Consider the following 18,158-nt stretch of genomic DNA (forward strand, 5'->3'; position numbering starts at 1 on the left):
GCGTGAGAGAGCACAATAGCTGGAACACGCGAGCGGTCAGAGGCGCATGCGAGTGACGCTTATCCGGTCTGGTAAAGCACTCCACGGGGCTTCGAGCACTGTGCGACTGATTTTTCACGGAGCGCCCACTACATCCATCTATGAGAGGGAATATGGAGAATTCCAGCTTGGACGTGATCGAGAGTTTCACGGGCGAGCCTCTTGACGACGCGATTGCCACTCAACTTTCAACGGGACCCGAGCAGCACATTATCGACCTTGTCCTCAGATTAGACAAATTCTGGGACGCGTGGCTGACCGCGCAAGCCGCCCCCGACCATAGTCCCGAGATGTTTTATTTTCTTGCGGGATCTCAATATGAAACACAGATTTTGCCGGTTTCATATTACAAGAGATCTGCCCTGTACTTTCCGACGATTGCGATGCCTGACCCAGTCGAAGTTGCGATCGCCGTACCCATGTTCGCGTGGGCTGCAACCGACATGGTCGATGCTACCGCCCTTAGAGAAGGGTTTGCTCAGGGCGTCAGAATGCTTGTCGAAATCGCGCCGCTGATCAGAGCAGGGGCCGTGGAGATGGTACCGTCAACGCACGCGTCCCTTTCCCGAAGAGCGCAAGCAATCGCTCGCGAAACGTCGAGGATCGCGGTTGAAGACGAGAAAGACATCCAGAGCGCCTCTTACTTCGAGTTGCAACAGTATGCGTGCGCGACGGGCGTCTGCACGGCCTGTGCATACTGGCCACTCGCAAGTTCGCGACGCCTATGGGAACGCCTCGATGCAGGCGCGGACGACCTTGCCAAACGGACTAGAGGCGATGTGACGGTGGAAAAAGCCGTGGCGCAGTTCGATCTGCCGTCGACCGCTCTCGTTCCGTTGAACCAACTACTACTTGTCCGGGCTGACGAGCAGTCATTTTCTGACTTTCGTGAGGCAATTGGTGTGGCGTTTGTCGAAGCCGCACGTGTGGCTACTCAGGACGGCGCCGAATATGCCGTTAAATACGTCCGTGAACAACTGGAGTTGCGGCGCGCTCAGTGCGAAACGGCGGCGAGGCGGATAAATGCACTCGACGGCCTCTTGCTGCCTACTGGCGCGATCTTGACCGCCGCTGGTTTGAGCTGGGCCCTCGGTTTCAGCCCTATCAAAGGAGCACCGGAACTGACGAAGCTTGCAACTGACGCTCTAGCGCCGGGGGCCGCATGGCTCGCGGCACGTCTGTTCCAGGAGCTTAGCCCAAAGGTCAAACAGGCCTGTGCGGCAGCAGCCGTTTATGGCGCATTGGTCGAAAAATGAGTTCGTCCATTCGGAGCCAACGTTGCGGCTGCTGGCCCCATTTTTGGCCGGCAGGGCGGCAACGTGCGTCTGAAAACGGGTTAGCTTCTGAGCGAGCAAGGCACGGTTGACGGGGAGGTGCAGAGGGCGCAGTGCAGCTAAATTGCACCTAGGGCCATCCGTTTTGATCTGGATTTACCCTGCGCAGCCTTGATTTTCAACTTTGCGAGTTGTGTAAGGCATTGATTTTAAAGAAAAGTGACTATGCAGATAGTCCTCCGAAGGCAGGGGTTGCTGGTTCGATACCAGCCGGGCGCGCCAGGATTAGACATGATGCCGGGTTCGCAGAAAACCCCATAAAACAAGGCCCTTTGGCGAAAGCCTGGGGCCTTTAGTTTTTTGTCGTGGCGTCAGAACCAACGTCCTGCGCTCCAACGTGGCGTGCTTCCAGCATCAGTTGCCGGTCTCATCACGCCCCAGCAACGCCGACGACCGGAAAATTTTCTGCGCGAACCCGGAAGCCGCTTCAAGCCACCCTGAAATCCGAGGCCTGCTGAACCAGTTGACCGGCATGGTCGTGCAACGAACTGGCCGCCGCCGCGTTCCGCTGCTGCCGTGGTGTTTCGCGGCATGTGTGACTAGCCTCACTTCAGCGCAAGCGCGGCGTTGATATCACACGCCGAACCACGCAGCGCAAACCTGTCGCACGCGCTCCGCGACTGCGACCCACGGTTCATCCAGCCCTCGCCTGAACAGGCGAACCGTATCGGGATACCACGGCGAGTCGTCACGGCCGTGCATCCACCGCCAGTCCACGTCGCGTGCCGGCAAGAGCACCCAGCATGGTTTGCCGAGCGAGGCCGCCAGATGTGCCGTCGAAGTGTCCACACAGATCAGCAGATCGAGTTGCGAGATGACCGCCGCCGTGTCGGTGAAGTCTTCGAGATCTGCGCCGAGAGGCAGGATCGGGAGGCTCGCAGGGAATGACAGCGCTTCGTCTTCCCCCGCGCCCTTTTGCAGGCTCACGAACTTCACGCCCGGCAGGCTCCAGAGCGGCGCCAGTGTGTTGAGCAACGGTAGCGAACGGTGCACGTCGTTGTGGTGTTTCGGGTTGCCCTTCCAGACGAGACCCACCCGGTGTCCCGCGCCCAGCACGGCAAGGCGCGCGCGCCAATGCTCGACGCGCGACGGGGCCAGGGTGATGCACAAGGGAGGCGGAATCGTGTAGAGCGTCGTGCCCAGATACAGCGGTGCGCTGAGCGCGCTGATCCAGCAATCGAAATCGCCGGCGCGCGCCGAGGCATCGTCATGACTGAGCACCGCGTCGACTCCATCGACATCGGCGAACAGGCGTTGTAGCGGTGCCATACAGGCAAACGCGACGTGCGCGGCGCCCTGAGCCTTCAACAGGCGCAGATAACGCCCGAACTGCAGCATGTCGCCGAGTCCATCCTCCTGCCAAACGAGGAGTGATTTGCCGGCGAGCGGCTCGCCTCGCCAGCGCGGACACCTCAGCATCGACTGCGTGGCGTGATGCGCGAACCCAGCCATCTCGTAGCGGCATTCGTAGAGGAGAAAGCCTTCTTCGAAGCGGCCCATGCTGATGAGCAGCGTGGCGAGACGGAACTTCGCGTCGCCGTAGTCGGGGCGCAGCGCGAGCGCGCCGCGGTAGGCGGCTTCGGCTTGCTCCGGGTCGCCGAGCTCTTTCACGATGCTGCCGATGTTGAAGTGTGTTTCGGCGATGTCGGCACGCAACGTGAGCGCGTGGCGAAACGCCGCGAGAGCCTCGGGCAGGCGCGCTTGCGCAAGCAGCGTGCAACCCAGGTTATTGGCCGCTTCGACGCGGTTCGGCGCGAGCCGAAGCGCCTCGCGATACGCGCATTCGGCATCGACCAGTTGGTCCAGTGCGTGCAGGACGCAGCCGAGGTTGTAGTGCGCCTCGGCGAAGGCGGGGCGCAACGCGAGCGTCTGCCGGTAGGCGCTCTCCGCCTCGGGCAGGCGCTTGAGTTCGGTGAGCACACAACCGAGATTGTTGAGCGCGTCCGCATAGGCGGGGCGGATCTGAAGCGCGAGGCGGCAAGCCAGCTCGGCTTCCCGGAGCCGGCCGAGCGCCCTGTAAAGCGCCCCCAGGTTGTTCAGTGCCTCGGGATATTGCGGGTGCGCGAGCAGCGCCTGCCGATACGCTTCTTCAGCCTCTTCGATCCGGCCGCGTTCGCGCAACAGATTGCCGAGGTTGTTGTTCGCCTTGGCAAATTGCGGGTTCACGGCGAGCGCTGTGCGATAGGCCGCCTCCGCTTCGTCGAGGCGGCGCTGTTCATGAAGCACGATGCCGAGGTTGTAGTTCGCGTCGACGTGGTCCGGGCGAAGTGCGAGCGCCACCCGGTACGCGGCCTGGGCCGCGTCATGCCGTCCGAGACGGTGCAGCACGATCCCGCGATTGCTGTGGACATCGGCGTCATCGGGGCGTATCGCGGCAAGCCGCCCGTAAACCGCTTCCGCTTCGGCAAGCTGATTGAGGGTCGCGAGCATCGCTCCGAGCCCCAGATAGGCGTCGGCGAAATCCGGCTTCGCTTGAATGCAGCGCAACCATAGAGCTTGCGCCTGCGCGGGCTGGCCCACACCCGTGGCGCACATGGCCGCGAGGTTGAGCGCATCGGCGTGCTCCGCGTCCTCCGGCGTGGCCTTCGCGCCGACGAGCGGTGCAAGCAGCGCCAGTGCGTCGGCGAACTGCCCGGTGGCGCCGAGGGCAGTGGCTTCGCTCAGAATGTGCTGGCGCGTGGGGGCAAGTGGGCTCGTAGCGGTCACGGTCGTCGTAGAAGGGCTGTGGATTCGCAGCTTAAGGCATGCGCACGCGCGGTGGCGGCCCGAATTGAGCTGGCAGCTCGGTTCAATTCGACCGATGACGTGCTGCGAGGGCTTTGTCTTTCGAAGCCGTAAGGCCGGGTGCAGATCAAGGGCGATCGGATGCTCAATCAGCATTGCGACGCGAAGTGGCTTCGACGCCTGCGGGCCTTAAACCGCTGAAGGACGAAGCCTGGCGTCCCCCATCTTGAAAAGCGCCTCCCCACCGCACGCGGGCGAGGGAAGGGCGTCAGCCCAGAGGGTCGCATCAACAAGGCAGCTAAAGTTTTTCCAGGTGGGGTCGTAATCACAAACAAGGCGGCCGGCCAACGAACCGCTGCCGTTACTGGGCCGATGGCCCCATCAGGAGAATCTCAATGCTCGGAATCAACACCAACACCAACTCGCTCGTCGCGCAACAAAACCTGACCGGCTCGGGTAGCGCACTGTCGCAAGCGATCACGCGTCTGTCGTCGGGCAAGCGCATCAACAGCGCAGCAGACGACGCAGCAGGTCTTGCGATCTCGAACATCATGCAGACCCAGATCAACGGTCTGAACCAGGGTGTGTCGAACTCGAACGATGGTACGTCGATGGTGCAAACGGCATCGTCGGGTCTGTCGTCGCTGACTTCGTCGCTCCAGCGTATCCGCCAGCTTGCTACGCAAGCAGCTAACGGTTCGATGACCGACAACGACCGTGCTGCACTTCAACAGGAAGTGAACCAGCAAGTCTCGGAAATCAACCGTATCGCGTCGCAAACGACGTACAACGGCATGAACGTCCTCGACGGCTCGTTGGGCAACGTGTCGTTCCAGGTCGGCGCAAACGTCGGTCAGTCGATCTCGCTGAATCTCTCGCAGTCGATGTCCGCTGCTTCGATTGGCGGCGGCGTTCCGGCAGCGGGCAACACGCTCGGCTCGTTCTCGGTCTCGCTGGATAGCAACGGCGCTGCGGCGGCGGCTGCGGGTATCACGTCGGTCACGGCTTCGTGGGACAACGCTACGAATTCGGTCTCGTACACGGACCAAAACGGTAACGCCATCACCGATGCTTCGACGATCACGGCCTTCTCGAATGCCCCCGCGGGCGAAGTGACCGGTGGCGCCGCGCTTCCGGCTGCAGCAGGTGATGCTTCGCAGACGTGGACGCTTAATACGAACGGCAGCGAGAACGCTACTGTCTCGCAGATCAACGTGATTGCCGACGGTAAGGGCGGCTTCACGCTCACGGACCAGAACGGTAAGGCCTTGACTAACGCTGTTGCTAGCGCAGTCTTCACCAGCGGTACTGTTGGTACGGACAGCAACGGCAACACCACGCTGACTGGCGACACCGGTGCGACTATGGCGACCGAAGTCGAAGCGGTAACGGGCGCTATCGCGACCGCGAGTCAAGCGGCCGGCGATAACCCGAATCTCGATGCTGCGGGCAAGACTACAGACGCAATGGGCGCGACCATCGACAAGCTGAGCCAGTCGAACACGGTTTCGCAGATCGACATCTCGACCAAGGACGGCGCTTCGGCAGCAATGCTGACCATCGACAACGCGCTGAACGCTGTCAACAACCTGCAAGCAACGCTCGGCGCGGCACAAAACCGCTTCAGCGCAATCGGCACGACGCAGCAAGCTCAGTCGACCGACCTGTCGACCGCACAATCGTCGATCCAGGACGCCGACTTCGCACAAGAAACGGCTAACCTGAGCAAGGCACAGGTTCTGCAACAAGCCGGTATCTCGGTGCTGGCACAAGCGAACTCGCAGCCGCAGCAGATCCTGAAGCTTCTCCAGTAAGGCGCTTCCCGCTGCAGGCAGCCGGCGCGCGGCTCGATGCGCGCCGGACGCAAACCCGTCGGGAGGCTTGCCTCCCGATGGTCTTTTCCCGCGTTACCCCGCTTGTTAAATCGCTTTAACCGGCATTGCCGACGCACGGAGCCTCCTCATGTCCACCGTAACCGGATCCACCTCCACCGTAACCGGATCCACCACCAGCGCGATCGCGAGTGCGGTCGCCACCACGACAGCCGACGCCAACGCTACGGTGCAGGCAGCCGCCCAGTCGATCATCAGCGGCTCGACCAATTCGTCGATGGACACAAGTTCGCTCGTCACCGCGCTCGTCAACTCGAAGTCTGCCGGCCAGGCCGCGACCATCGCTGCCGAGCAGACTGCGGACAACACGCTGATCTCGGCCTACGGCACGCTCTCCGCGGCACTGTCCGCGTTGCAGGCCGCCGCCGAGCCGCTCAGCGACGGTGCGACGCTCAACTCGTTCTCGTCCACCTTGAGCGGCAGCGGCGTTACCGCCACAGCCAGCACGGGCGCGGTGGCAGGTTCGTACTCGCTCAATGTGGCGCAGGTCGCCACGTCGCAAGTGCTCACCTCGGCGGGCTACAGCTCGACCCAAAACCTGGCTTCCGGCGCGGCCACGATGGCCCTGACGGTCAACGGCAAGACCAGCACGATTTCCCTGAATAGCTCGAACAGCACGATTGCCGGCATTGCATCGGCGATCAATTCGGCCAACGACAATCCCGGCGTGGTCGCGACCGTGGTGACCGGCGCGGACGGCGCGCATCTCGTGCTGCAATCGACCTCGACCGGCGCGTCGAGCGGCATCAGCATCGCGATCAACGATTCGAGCTCGACCGACGGCCTGAACAAGCTCGCGGTGACGACCACCAACGGCAAGGCGATCTCCAGCGCGAGCGACCTCACCGCTCAAGTTTTGGATAGCAGTGGCAACCCGGTTCTCGATAGCAACGGCAACCCGGAGACCTACAACCCTAGCCAGTCGACCATTTCCGGCACAGGCTGGACCCAGACGCAGGCCGCCCAGGATGCGTACTTCACGCTCGGCGGCGTGGGCGTAACCAGCTCCTCGAACTCCGTGACGACGGCCGTGTCCGGCGTGACGCTGAACCTCACGGCAGCGGCGGTCGGCACCACGCAGACGCTCACGATCGCGCAGAACACCAGCGCGGAGTCCTCGGCGATCAACAATTTCGTCAGCCTCTACAACACGCTCGTCACGACGATGGGGGCGCTGACGGCGTACAACGCGAACTCGACGTCGCAGGGCGTGCTAATCGGCGATTCCACGTTGAGCACGATCCAGAACCAGCTCGCCAAGATCGTGAGCGGCGGCGTGGGCACCGGTACTTCGCAGACGACGCTTGCCGCGATCGGCATTACGCTCCAGGCGGACGGCACGCTGTCGGTGGACAACACGACGCTCAGCAATGCGTTGCAGAACAACCAGTCGGTTGTAGCCTCGCTGTTCAATTCGACCAATGGCATCGCCGCGCAACTGGACGACAGCATCACAAACTACACCTCGTCCGGCGGCATCATTCAAAACCGTACGGACGCGATCAACGCCGACCTGACTAGCCTCTCGAACCAGCAGACGACGCTTACAGCGTGGCAGGCTCAGCTCACCAGCATGTATACCGCGCAGTTCACAGCGCTCAACACACTGATGGCAACGATGAACAACAACTCGCAATACCTCACGCAACTGTTCGGTGGCACCAACAGCGCAGGCGCGCTCGCCACGAACAAGAGCTGAGCGCGACGAGGAGCGAGCCATGCAGAACGTCGCCCCGATCGAGCGCATCTGGCAGATAACGAAAGACCTCGAACTGGCGGTCGCTGTTGGCGAGTGGGAGCGGGCCGCGCAGCTCGCGGACGAGCGCTCGCCCCTGCTGACGGCGCTCGGCGTGCCCCAGCCGCAGGAGGTCATCGCGCGGCTCAAGGAGATCCACGAGATCGACAGCCGCATCGTCGAGGCCGCGCAGGCCGCGCAGCAGGTGCTGGGCGCCGAGTATCAGGCGAGCATGCAGGCGAGCCGCAACGCCGGGCAGTATTTGAGCATGGCGCGGTACTGAAGCAGGAGCAACGGTTCATTGCGTCCTTCGCGGCGCAAGCGCGTACCCTGGCCCGCCTTGTGCGGGCTTTTTCTTTTCCGTTTCTTTGCCCTGAGAGTTCATCGAAGGCAAATTGGCGGCCGTTTTGGCGCTAGCTCGGACGATCGGCGTAATTGGCCGCCGCCCATAATTCGAACGGTCCGAGTTCTTGACGCGTACGCGCGCCTTCGTCATGACCGCCTTCCTCTGCACCGCCACACCTGCTGCCAAATTGCAGCAGAATCAAGACATTTCGCTCACCATGCAGCGCGCGATCGAACATCATCGCCAGCAGGAATATGAGGAGGCGGCCGCGCGCTATGCCTCTGTCCTGGAGGCCGCGAGCGATCACCCCGACGCGCACTACCACCTCGGCGTGCTGCTCATGCAAACGGGGCGGCCCTCCGAAGCAGTGCCGCATTTCGAGGCGGCGCTTGGGCAGATGCCGAAAAATGGGCAGATCTGGGTCTACTACATCAACGCCCTCGTCGCCAGCCAGCAGACCGAGGCGGCGCGCGTCGTGCTCGACCTCGCGCGGCATCAAGGCCTGCCCGAGGCGGCCGTCCAGATGCTGCACGCGCGCATCAGTGGGGAAGAAGCGCCGCTCCCGGCCACGCCGGAGCCCGAGGCTGCGACCGCTCCCGCTCCCCAGGCTGATGCGAGCGGGAGCGACTCGCGCCCCCCTGCGGCATCCGATACGGACGAGCGCGTGAAGCTCGATACGCGCCGCGCAAGCCTCAAGGAGATGCGCCAGCTCCAGCATCTCTTCAACAGCGGGAAATTCGAAGCGGCGCTGAATGTGTCCCGCCGCCTGACGCATCAATATCCGTCGCATGGCGAATGCTGGTACGAACTTGGGCGTGTCCTGCAACGCACGGGCCGCTACAACGAGTCCGTCGAGGCAGCCGAGCACGCCGCCCGCTTGCTGCCCAACTTCATTGCCGCCCGGACGATGCTGACTGACGGGCTGATCACCACCCGCCAGTATCAGCAAGCCGAAACGCATTGCCGCCAAGCGCTCGAAAAATATCCCGAAAGCGCCGTGCTACATCGCAACCTGGGTACCGCCTTACAGGAGATGGGCCGGTACGCCGAGGGGATCGTCCATCTCCGCCGTGCCGTGGAACTGGCGCCGAACGACGCCCTCGAGTACGACGCGCTTGCCCTCTTGTTGCTCAAGCATGGTCTGTACGACGAAGCCGAAACCGCCTTCCGCCGTGCGCTCGAACTGGCACCGATGCAGGCGATAACCCACAGCAACCTGCTGTTCACCCTGATGCACAAGCCCGATCTGGACGCGCTCAGCGCATTCGCGGAGTTCCGCGAGTTTGCAGCGCGCCACGAAGCGCCGCTGCGTGCGCGTCGGCCCCGGCACACCAATGACCGCGATCCGTCGCGGCGCCTGCGAGTCGGTTTTGTTTCCGGCGATCTGCTCGGTCACCCGGTTGCGTATTTCTTCCTGTCGGTGCTAGAGCATCTGGCGCTCGATTCGAGTCTGTCACTGCACATCTATTCGAACTACGCGGTGACCGACGGCTTCACCGAGCAGATTCGTGCGCATGCGCAGACGTGGAGCGAAATCTTCGGCATGAGCGACGACGCAGTCGTGCAGAAGATCCGCGACGACGGCATCGATATCCTCATCGACCTGTCCGGCCATACCGGCCGCAACCGGCTCGTGGCCTTCGCGCACAAGCCGGCGCCGGTCCAGGCGAGCTGGATCGGCAATCCGGCCACGACGGGCCTGGATGCCGTCGACTATTACCTGTCGGACCGTTTTGTCACGCCGCTCGAACAATTCGAGCGCCAGTTCTCGGAAAAGCTCGTGTTCCTGCCGGCGCTCGCGCCGTTCAAGCCGCACCCGCAAGCGCCGGACGTCAACGAGTTACCTGCCCTGAAAAACGGCTTCATCACGTTCGGCAGCTTCAGCCGCATCGTCAAGATCGGGCCTGAAGTCGTGGCGCTCTGGGCACGCGTGCTGCGCGAGGTACCGGATTCGCGCATGGTCATCGGCGCGATTACGGCACGGGAGCAGATGGACAAGCTGACCGGGCTGTTCGCGAGCGAAGGGATCGACTTGAGCCGTATCAGTTTTCTGCAGCGCGGGAATGTCTCGACTTACCTGCAGCAGCACAATCTGATCGACGTCTGTCTCGACACGTTGCCCTTCGGCAATTCGACCACGACCATGCAAGCGTTGTGGATGGGCGTGCCCACCATGACCCTGCCCGGCGTTTCGATGGCGAGCCGCGGCAGCACGGGGTGGCTCTCGCACCTCGGGCTCGACTCAGCCTTCGTTGCGCAGGACAAGGACGACTTCGTGCGCAAGTGCGCCGCGCTGGCCGCCGACCCCGAAGCGCTCGCGGTAGTGCGCGGCGAGCTGCGCGAGTACTGCAGACAGTCGGTCCTGATCGACGCCGGCGCGATCTCCAACGCCGCCTCGCGCGCGTTTCGCACCATGTGGCAGCGGTGGTGCGACGGACTGGAGCCTGAGCATTTCGAGGTTCTGGCGCATGTCAGCAATGCGCACACCGCCGTGGACAACCCAGCAGGCCTGTCGCCCGAGCAGCGCGCCGCGCTGGCCGGTGAATTCGTCGATACGCTCACGCTCCTGCTCGACAAGCAGCAGTTTGCCGAGGCCGAAGCTGTAGCCCGCCAGTTCACCACGCTCTTGCCAGAAATCGGCAAGGCATGGCACATGCTGGCGACGTCGCTACTGCAGCAAGGGAAACCCTTTGAGGCACTGGAGCCTTTGCGCAAGGCCAATACTCTGCTGCCGAACGACAGGAACATCCGCCAGGAACTGAGCCGAGTCTCACAATACGTGAGCGATCTTGAGCGCATCGCGCCGGTCGACCGGGCTGAGCCAGCGAGCGAGCTGGCAGCGCTCAGGGCGGATAGCCGGCAATACCGGCATCCAGTCGGCGCCCTGATCGCCAACGTGCCGGTTCTGATCCCGACCTTTAACAACGTCACATATCTGCGCCGGATGGTGTCGCAGCTCCAAGGCAGAGGATTGCGCAATCTCATCGTCGTGGACAACGCATCGAGCGCCCCCGGTATGCTCGACTACCTCGCCAGCATCCAGGATACGGTGAGCGTCGCACGGCTCGACCACAATGTCGGGCCGCGCGCGTTCTTGCTTTCAGACGTCATCTATCACCGGCTGCCGGACATTTTCTGCATTACCGATCCCGATCTCGAACTGAATCCCGAGTTGCCCGATACTTTCCTGTTCGACCTGATAGACGCCACGGAAGCTTTGAAAATCGGCAAGGCCGGCTTTGCTCTCGACATCTCGCAACCCGCGCTGATGGACGAGAAAGCACTCTCCATCATGCAGTCGGACGGCGTGAAGAACTATGGGCTGATCGACTGGGAAGCACGCTTCTGGCAACAGCAGATCGCGGCGGGCGCCAACGGTGACCCGATCTTTCGCGCGCCGATCGATACGACCTTTGCGGTCTACAACAAGCGGTACTTCCGCCGCGAAACTCATCTGGCTGCGGTGCGTTTCGGTGGACGGTACACGTGCAGGCATCTGCCCTGGTACAAGGACAACGGACTGGATGCTGCGGAGGATCAGTACTACCGCAAACACCAGGCATGGTCCACGTTCCTGAAGTGACCATTGCGCCTGGTCGGTCAACTAAAGCTTTGTTGCGGGCACGTGGGGTAGAGCAGTAGTTCAGGCGACAGACTATCGGCGGTGCTAATGCATGGTATCCCGTAGCCATGGGCGTGCACTCAATGAGGGCCAACTAGCCAACTTCTCCCGCACCCGCTCGACCACCTCTTCCGCCAGAGCTGCGCGAGCAATGCGACCGCCGGCAACGACCGGTTTGCGTCGTTGTGATGTTGCGGCTTGCCCCGCCAAACGAGACCGACGCGCAATTCCGGCAGCAGCGCATCGAGCAGCGCGAGAATGTGTCGAGGAGCTGGGGTGCGTGGCAGCGGCGCTACGACCAAGGGGCTGAGCGGGCGCTTTGGGAGCGCGCTTGAAAAATATGCGCTGTGCGGCTGCGCTTGCGGGGAGGCTGGTGTGCCTGGCGGCGTGTGCCAGCCTCTCGCCCACACCAGGGATTGATGTATTGGAAGAGCGACAGGTTCTGCGCGGACGAGAAGGTTTTCTGCGACGCCTCCGCCTACCGAAGCCAGGATCGTGACCACGTTCGAGTACGAGTTGGAGAGCCGCGCCTCGCCCGTCGTGAGCGCGTTATCGAACGCCGCCGTACCCGCAGGCGTGTTGCCTGTTGGCGCTCGCATTGCCGGGCGTCACGCTGAACGCGTCGCCGTCCTTCGGGCGTACTCGAGATCGGGACGCTCAAGACGGAGCCGGCCACAATTACCGAGACGTCTGTGTACGTGCCTAACGTGCCCTTGCCCTGATTGGACGAGCCGGCCGCGGCGAGGTAGGCGGAGCCGTCTGCCTGCACGCTCTGGATCTGGAACAGCGTCTGACCGTTGTCGATGATCGTGATCTGCCGCGGGACCGACACCTGCACGTCGCGCGTGCCCGCGTCGCGGTTGTTCGTGACGCTGCCGCCGGCGGCATTCGTGAACACCAGCGGTGTTCTGAATAAACTTGAGGCGCGCGCAAACTATTGCGCCATCTTTTGCGCCACGCATCGACCGCGTTCAAGCGCGAGGCGTGCGGCGTAGCCTTCGTGCCCGGGGCTGCAACGTAGTGCGAGGCGGCGTATGCTCAACGGTCCCGGGTTTGCCCGGCCATTTCCCGCATTGCGTTCGCCCACTCATACCTGGAGCCATCATGGAACTACGCAGGATCGGCACTTCCTCGTTGCAGGTCGCCCCGCTCATGTTCGGCGGCAACGTATTCGGCTGGACGGCCGATGAAGCCACCTCTTTCTCGATCCTCGACGCGTTCGTTGAAGCCGGACTCAATTTCATCGACACCGCCGATGTCTACTCGGCCTGGGTGCCCGGCAACCAGGGCGGCGAGTCGGAGACGATCCTCGGCAAGTGGTTCCATCAGAGCGGCAAGCGCGAGCGGATCGTGCTTGCGACCAAGGTGTCGAAGCATCCGCAGCGCAAGGGGCTATCGGCCGCAAATATCCAGGCGGCGGTCGAAGACTCGCTGCGCCGCCTGCAAACCGATTACATCGACGTCTATTTCTCCCACGACGACGACACCGCGACGCCGCTCGCCGAAACGCTCGGTGCGTATCAGAAGCTGATCGAGGCGGGCAAGGTGCGCGTGATCGGCGCGTCTAACTATAGTGGCGCGCGCGTCGAGGAAGCGCTCGCGGTATCGCGCGAGCACGGGCTGCCCGGGTATCAGTTGCTGCAGCCCGAATACAACCTGTACGACCGCGCGCAATACGAGAGCGACAGCGAGCCGGTGGCGCTCGCGAATCATCTCGGCGTGGTCGTTTATTACAGCCTCGCGAGCGGGTTCCTGTCAGGCAAATACCGCAGCGAGGCCGATCTGGCCGGCAAGGCGCGCGGGAGCCGGGTCGAAAAATACCTGAACGGGCGCGGCTTGCGGATTCTCGGCGCGCTCGACCGCGTCGCGCAACGGCACGGCAGCACGCCGGCCGCGATCGCGCTTGCATGGCTGATCGCGCGCCCGAGCGTTACGGCCCCTATTGCGAGCGCAACCTCGGTCCAGCAGTTGAAGAGCCTGGTCGCGGCCGTCCAGCTATCCCTCTCCGCCGACGATATTCGTGAGCTGGACGAAGCGAGCGCCTGATAAGGCAAACACCTCGGCCGCCAACGCGGCGGCGATCCGCGCCAGGGAATAGCCTGGCGCAATCGGTAAACCCCTGGTAGGATGGAGAGTTTCCTGATATGATCGGGAGTGAATTGAGATCTTTGCCTGTTTCGTCAGTGTTCTTCGTTGATGAAAGGTTGGCGAAACGGCAACTGACGCGGCTTTTGCATTACGTCTGTCCGCGTTCCGCGGTGAACTCCCCACCTCTCTTTTCCGGCCTCCGTGGCCGCTTTGCCTCTCGCTTCATTCGTGGTTTGGCCGGGGTTGTTTATCAGCCTCGCGTTTGCCTGTTACTGGCCATGAATCGGAGCGACCGGAGGGCCGGCGCGTGAGTGGTGACCTGAGCGGTCACCGCCATGCAATTAAACCCGTATCTAGTGATTGAGTTAGGAATTACATGACGACGATTCTTCTGAAGGAAAACGAGCCGTTCGAAGTGGCAATTCGCCGCTTTCGTCGCGCAATCGAAAAGAATGGCCTGATCGCTGAACTGCGTGAACGCCAGTCGTACGAAAAGCCGACCACGGCTCGCAAGCGCAAGAAGGCAGCAGCTGTTAAGCGCCTGCACAAGCGTCTGCGCAGCCAGATGCTGCCGAAAAAGCTGCACTAAACACGCTTTTTAGATACGCCGAACGGCGGTGTGGGCTTCGAAAGAAGCCACATCGCCGTTTTGCTTTCATAGCGTCGGATTTTGCCCCTGCGTGCAGCCGTTACGCCGCGCTCCTCAGCCGCTCGGCCGACAGCCTGAACTCGCGCGCGATCGAGCCAGCCGGTCGTGCCACTCCCATGTGCCGAACACGTCGTGCACGTTTTGCAGGCAACTGAGCAAAGCGATGGTCACCGGGTCGTATACGTTGATGCGGGCGCGAAGCAGCGCTTTTTTCAGCGCGGCCAAGCCGACATCCATGTAAGCGGGCACTTCGGCCGGTGGCTTGCCGATGAAGCGCACCGGAACGCCTTCCATTGCGGTCATGTAATCGCGCGGCTTGATCAGATTGCCGACCGGGCAGCCGCCGCAATAGCCGCGGTAGGCGCCCCCGCCCCTCAGTAGCAATGCAGCGCGTTTCTATTCGAACAGATGCGTGACGGACTGATCGTAAATGTCCTGGTGGGTCAGGAAGCTAAGTGTTTTCATGGTTGGTCTCCCGCGTCCGAGGCGGTAGTTATTTGTTGTTGAGCGCGCATCGCCTGAGCGCATGGCGACGAGTATCCGCCGTGCGTCGTCCGACGAAGGGCCGACTACGAGCATGAAAGGGCGCCAATTCACGCGTTTGCGCGTCCCGCGGACGCCGTGGCCTCACCTCGCCTTCCGACCACGCCCCTTCTTGCCCAGCGACACGCATCGCTCACGACACATGCAGGTCGTCTCATGATCGTTGACCATGCCGATCGCCTGCATGAATGCGTAGCAGATCGTCGAACCGACAAATTTGCAGCCGTAGCGCTTGAGCGCCTTGCTTAGCGCGTCGGATACTTCCGTCGACGCAGGTGCATGCTTATACGAAGTCCATTCGTTCTGAATCGGCGTGTCGTCGACGAATGACCACACGAAGTTCGCGAGCGAGCCATGTTCGGCCTGAATCTGCTGCACAGCGCGCGCGTTCAGGATGGCCGCCTCGATTTTGCCGCGATGTCGAACGATGCTTTCATCGGCGACGAGCGCATCCACGCGCTTCGGCGTGAAGGCCGCGACCTTGTCGATGTCGAAGTCGGCGAATGCACGGCGGTAGCCGATGCGCTTGTTGAGGATCGTCGACCATGACAAACCGGCCTGCGCGCCTTCGAGCACGAGCATCTCGAACAGGTGCTGGTCGTCGCGCGAGGGCACACCCCATTCGGTGTCGTGGTACCGTGCGAGCGCTTCGCTCGATACCCAGTTGCATCGTTGTGTCACTGTCGTGCCCCCGCCTGGTCATGTCGTTCGCCAGCATAGCGGAAGCGGTGTGCGCCGCAAGCTGGCCAATCGGCTAATTGTGCGATTCAAACTGACCTGCCACGCTAAGCGTTATTCACCCACGGAACTGATTCGATTCGATGAACCACGACTTCTTTCTGATCGGCGTCGACGGCGGCGGCACCGGCACGCGCGTCGTGCTCGCCGACGCGCAGGGCCGCGAACTGGTGCAAGCGGCAAGCGGCCCATCGGGCCTTGGGCTCGGCATCCCGCGCGCATGGCAGTCCATTCAGGCCGCCTGCGGCGAAGCGTTCCAGCGAGCCGGAGTCGCGCTGGACTGGTCGCGCTGCGTGCTCGGTTGCGGACTGGCGGGCGTCAACAATCGCGACTGGCTCGCCGAGTTTCACCAGCAGGCGCCGCGGCTCGCCGGACTGGCCGTCGAAACCGACGCCTACACGACCCTGCTCGGCGCGCACGACGGCGCGCCCGGCGTGATCGTCGCACTCGGCACCGGCAGCGTCGCGGCTTCGCTCGCGAGCGACGGCGAATTCCGCATGGCCAGCGGCTACGGCTTTCCATCGGGCGACGAAGCGAGCGGCGCATGGCTCGGCCTTCGGCTGATCGTGCACGCGCAACAGGCGCTGGATGGCCGCGTTGCCGTCGACGATCTCACGCAAGCGCTGCTCGCGCATACCGGCGCGCGGGATCGCGACAGTCTCGTCGTGTGGCTGTGCACGGCCAATCAGACTGCCTACGCGCGGCTCGCGCCGATCGCGATCGAACACCGCGCACATCCGTTCGCGGCGCGGCTGCTCGGCGAGGCCGGCGTCGAAGTCGGCAAGATGATCGCCGCGCTGGACGCGACGGGCGCGCTGCCGGTCGCGTTATGCGGAGGCCTCGGTACGCCGTTGCGCGAGTACGTGCCGCAGGCGTATCAGGCGCGCCTGCGCGAGCCGCGCGCGGATTCGGCGCATGGCGGCTTGCAACTGGCGCGGCGCGAGGCGCAGCGGCTGGCTCGGGGAGACCTGTAAAATACCCGCTTTGCCGCTGCCTCGACGGTTCAGCCGCCGGACTCACCATGTATAAAGTCATCGCCACGGATCTCGACGGCACACTGCTCAATGCCGATCACCAGGTAGACCCGTTCACGGTCGCCACGGTGCGCAAGCTCGAAAGCGACGGGCTGCAGTTCGTGATCGCCACCGGGCGGCATTACTGCGACGTCGCGGGCATCCGCGATCTGCTCGGCATCAATCCGTATCTGATCACCTCGAACGGCGCGCGCATTCACGCGCCTGGCAACACGGTGATCCACGCCGACGATTTGCCGCCGGCGATCGTTCAGCGTCTTGTGCAGCCCGAAATTGTCGGCGCGCATGGTCGAGTGATCGTCAGTCTGTTTGCAGACGAGGCGTGGCTCATCGACCGCGACGCGCCCCATCTGCTGGAATTTCACCAGGATTCCGGCTTCACGTACGAAGTGACCGACCTGCCGAAGCACGATGGCGTCGACATTGCCAAGGCGCTGTATATCGGCGACCCCGCCGATCTCGCGCAGGTGGCCGCCAATCTGGAACGCGACTTCGGCGAGCGACTGTACGTGACGTATTCATTGCCGGATTGTCTCGAAGTGATGACCGCGAATGTGTCGAAGGGGCGCGCCCTGCAGATCGTGCTCGAGCGTCTCGGTGTCGACGCGTCGCACTGCGTCGCGTTCGGCGACAACATGAACGATATCGATCTGCTCGAGACGGCCGGCCATCCATTCATGATGAACAACGCCAATCCCGATCTGATCACCCGTCTGCCGCATGTGCCGCGCATCGGCAACAATTTCGAGGCGGGCGTTGCGCATCATCTGCGCAAACTGTTTGCGCTCAACGACGAACTGGCATCTTGAACCGTAGTCACTGCGATTGAAAGCGGCCCGCATCCACTCGCGTGGATGCGGGCCGCAAAAGTTGCTCCCGAAGCGCGCAGCGTGCGCTCCGCTTGCGCTCGTCAATCCCGCCAGCCGCGGTGCTCGCCTCGATTGTCATGACCCCAGCGATGGTTGTCGTGACCCCAGCCGCGATCATCGCGGTGATAGTCGCGGTAGTAGTCACCACGCGGGTAGCGATGATCCCAGCCGCCGTAATACACCGGCTCCGGCGCCGCGTAGACGCGCGCGGGCGCTGCATAAACCGGGGCGCCGAGCGATAGGCCGACGCTCAGATCCGTATGCGCCTGCGCGACACCGCATGCGCCCGCCGCGAGTCCGGCAGCAACCAGCAAGTGAGTGACGATGCGTTTCATGTTGGTCTCTCCTGTGAGGCGACGTAGGTTTGTCGCGCAGGACCAATGTACGCACTCGAGGCGGGCAGGACTGCGACCAGATGTTACGGACTGCAAGCATCGTCGAAGTCAGCGAAGCTAGAAAAAAACGCTCGCGCGGACGTTGCGCGCAAATACCTTACTTCGCTTGCAGCCGCGCCGCACGGGGCTTTGCGGCGGATCAATTCAAGC

At 62.9% G+C, this 18,158-nt stretch carries 12 protein-coding genes and 1 pseudogene; 9 read left to right on the forward strand and 4 right to left on the reverse strand.

Annotated elements, in window-relative coordinates; genetic code table 11:
* Window positions 1–152 precede the first annotated feature (152 nt).
* Window positions 153–1,295: a hypothetical protein gene (locus HWY30_RS04485; protein ID WP_090802445.1), complete on the forward strand. Its 1,143-nt coding sequence runs from the start codon at window positions 153–155 to the stop codon at window positions 1,293–1,295.
* Between the two features lie 651 nt (window positions 1,296–1,946).
* Here HWY30_RS04485 and HWY30_RS04490 read toward each other — a convergent pair.
* Window positions 1,947–4,079, reverse strand: coding sequence for a tetratricopeptide repeat protein (locus tag HWY30_RS04490; protein WP_244144778.1), 2,133 nt, complete (start codon window positions 4,077–4,079; stop codon window positions 1,947–1,949).
* Between the two features lie 413 nt (window positions 4,080–4,492).
* On the opposite strand from HWY30_RS04490, the gene HWY30_RS04495 reads away from it, so the two are divergent.
* From HWY30_RS04495 to rpsU, 6 genes are all read left to right on the forward strand, one after another.
* Window positions 4,493–5,911, forward strand: a complete 1,419-nt coding sequence (locus HWY30_RS04495) for a flagellin N-terminal helical domain-containing protein (protein WP_090802449.1) — start codon at window positions 4,493–4,495, stop codon at window positions 5,909–5,911.
* A 148-nt stretch (window positions 5,912–6,059) separates the two neighbouring features.
* Window positions 6,060–7,688: a flagellar filament capping protein FliD gene (gene fliD / locus HWY30_RS04500; RefSeq protein ID WP_090802450.1), complete on the forward strand. Its 1,629-nt coding sequence runs from the start codon at window positions 6,060–6,062 to the stop codon at window positions 7,686–7,688.
* 19 nt (window positions 7,689–7,707) lie between these two features.
* On the forward strand, window positions 7,708–8,007 hold the full coding sequence (fliT, locus tag HWY30_RS04505) for a flagellar protein FliT (protein WP_090802452.1): 300 nt from the start codon (window positions 7,708–7,710) through the stop codon (window positions 8,005–8,007).
* Between the two features lie 211 nt (window positions 8,008–8,218).
* The gene (locus tag HWY30_RS04510; protein WP_143037126.1) at window positions 8,219–11,653 is read left to right on the forward strand and encodes an O-linked N-acetylglucosamine transferase family protein; all 3,435 of its coding nucleotides are present in this window, start codon (window positions 8,219–8,221) and stop codon (window positions 11,651–11,653) included.
* Between the two features lie 1,143 nt (window positions 11,654–12,796).
* Entirely contained in the window at window positions 12,797–13,738 is a 942-nt protein-coding gene (locus HWY30_RS04515) for an aldo/keto reductase (protein ID WP_090802459.1), read from the forward strand.
* Between the two features lie 418 nt (window positions 13,739–14,156).
* Window positions 14,157–14,369, forward strand: a complete 213-nt coding sequence (gene rpsU / locus HWY30_RS04520) for a 30S ribosomal protein S21 (protein WP_006050883.1) — start codon at window positions 14,157–14,159, stop codon at window positions 14,367–14,369.
* 100 nt (window positions 14,370–14,469) lie between these two features.
* Here rpsU and HWY30_RS04525 read toward each other — a convergent pair.
* A pseudogene (locus tag HWY30_RS04525) lies at window positions 14,470–14,894 on the reverse strand (hypothetical protein).
* Between the two features lie 162 nt (window positions 14,895–15,056).
* Window positions 15,057–15,653, reverse strand: a complete 597-nt coding sequence (locus HWY30_RS04530; protein WP_090802461.1) for a DNA-3-methyladenine glycosylase I — start codon at window positions 15,651–15,653, stop codon at window positions 15,057–15,059.
* A 140-nt stretch (window positions 15,654–15,793) separates the two neighbouring features.
* Between HWY30_RS04530 and HWY30_RS04535 the strand changes: the two genes are divergently transcribed.
* Together HWY30_RS04535 and HWY30_RS04540 are read left to right on the forward strand one after the other, a co-directional pair.
* Window positions 15,794–16,684 (forward strand): glucosamine kinase nucleotide-binding domain-containing protein, encoded by an 891-nt coding sequence (locus tag HWY30_RS04535; protein ID WP_090802463.1) that lies wholly within the window; start codon window positions 15,794–15,796, stop codon window positions 16,682–16,684.
* 47 nt (window positions 16,685–16,731) lie between these two features.
* Complete coding sequence (locus HWY30_RS04540) at window positions 16,732–17,553, forward strand: Cof-type HAD-IIB family hydrolase (RefSeq protein WP_090802464.1); 822 nt, start codon at window positions 16,732–16,734, stop codon at window positions 17,551–17,553.
* Between the two features lie 101 nt (window positions 17,554–17,654).
* Here HWY30_RS04540 and HWY30_RS04545 read toward each other — a convergent pair whose 3' ends face one another.
* The gene (locus HWY30_RS04545) at window positions 17,655–17,948 is read right to left on the reverse strand and encodes a PXPV repeat protein (protein ID WP_090802466.1); all 294 of its coding nucleotides are present in this window, start codon (window positions 17,946–17,948) and stop codon (window positions 17,655–17,657) included.
* Between the last annotated feature and the right edge of the window lie 210 nt (window positions 17,949–18,158).

Origin of the sequence: Paraburkholderia tuberum STM678, from assembly GCF_902833905.1 — a bacterium.
GTDB classification, from domain to species: Bacteria; Pseudomonadota; Gammaproteobacteria; order Burkholderiales; family Burkholderiaceae; genus Paraburkholderia; species Paraburkholderia tuberum.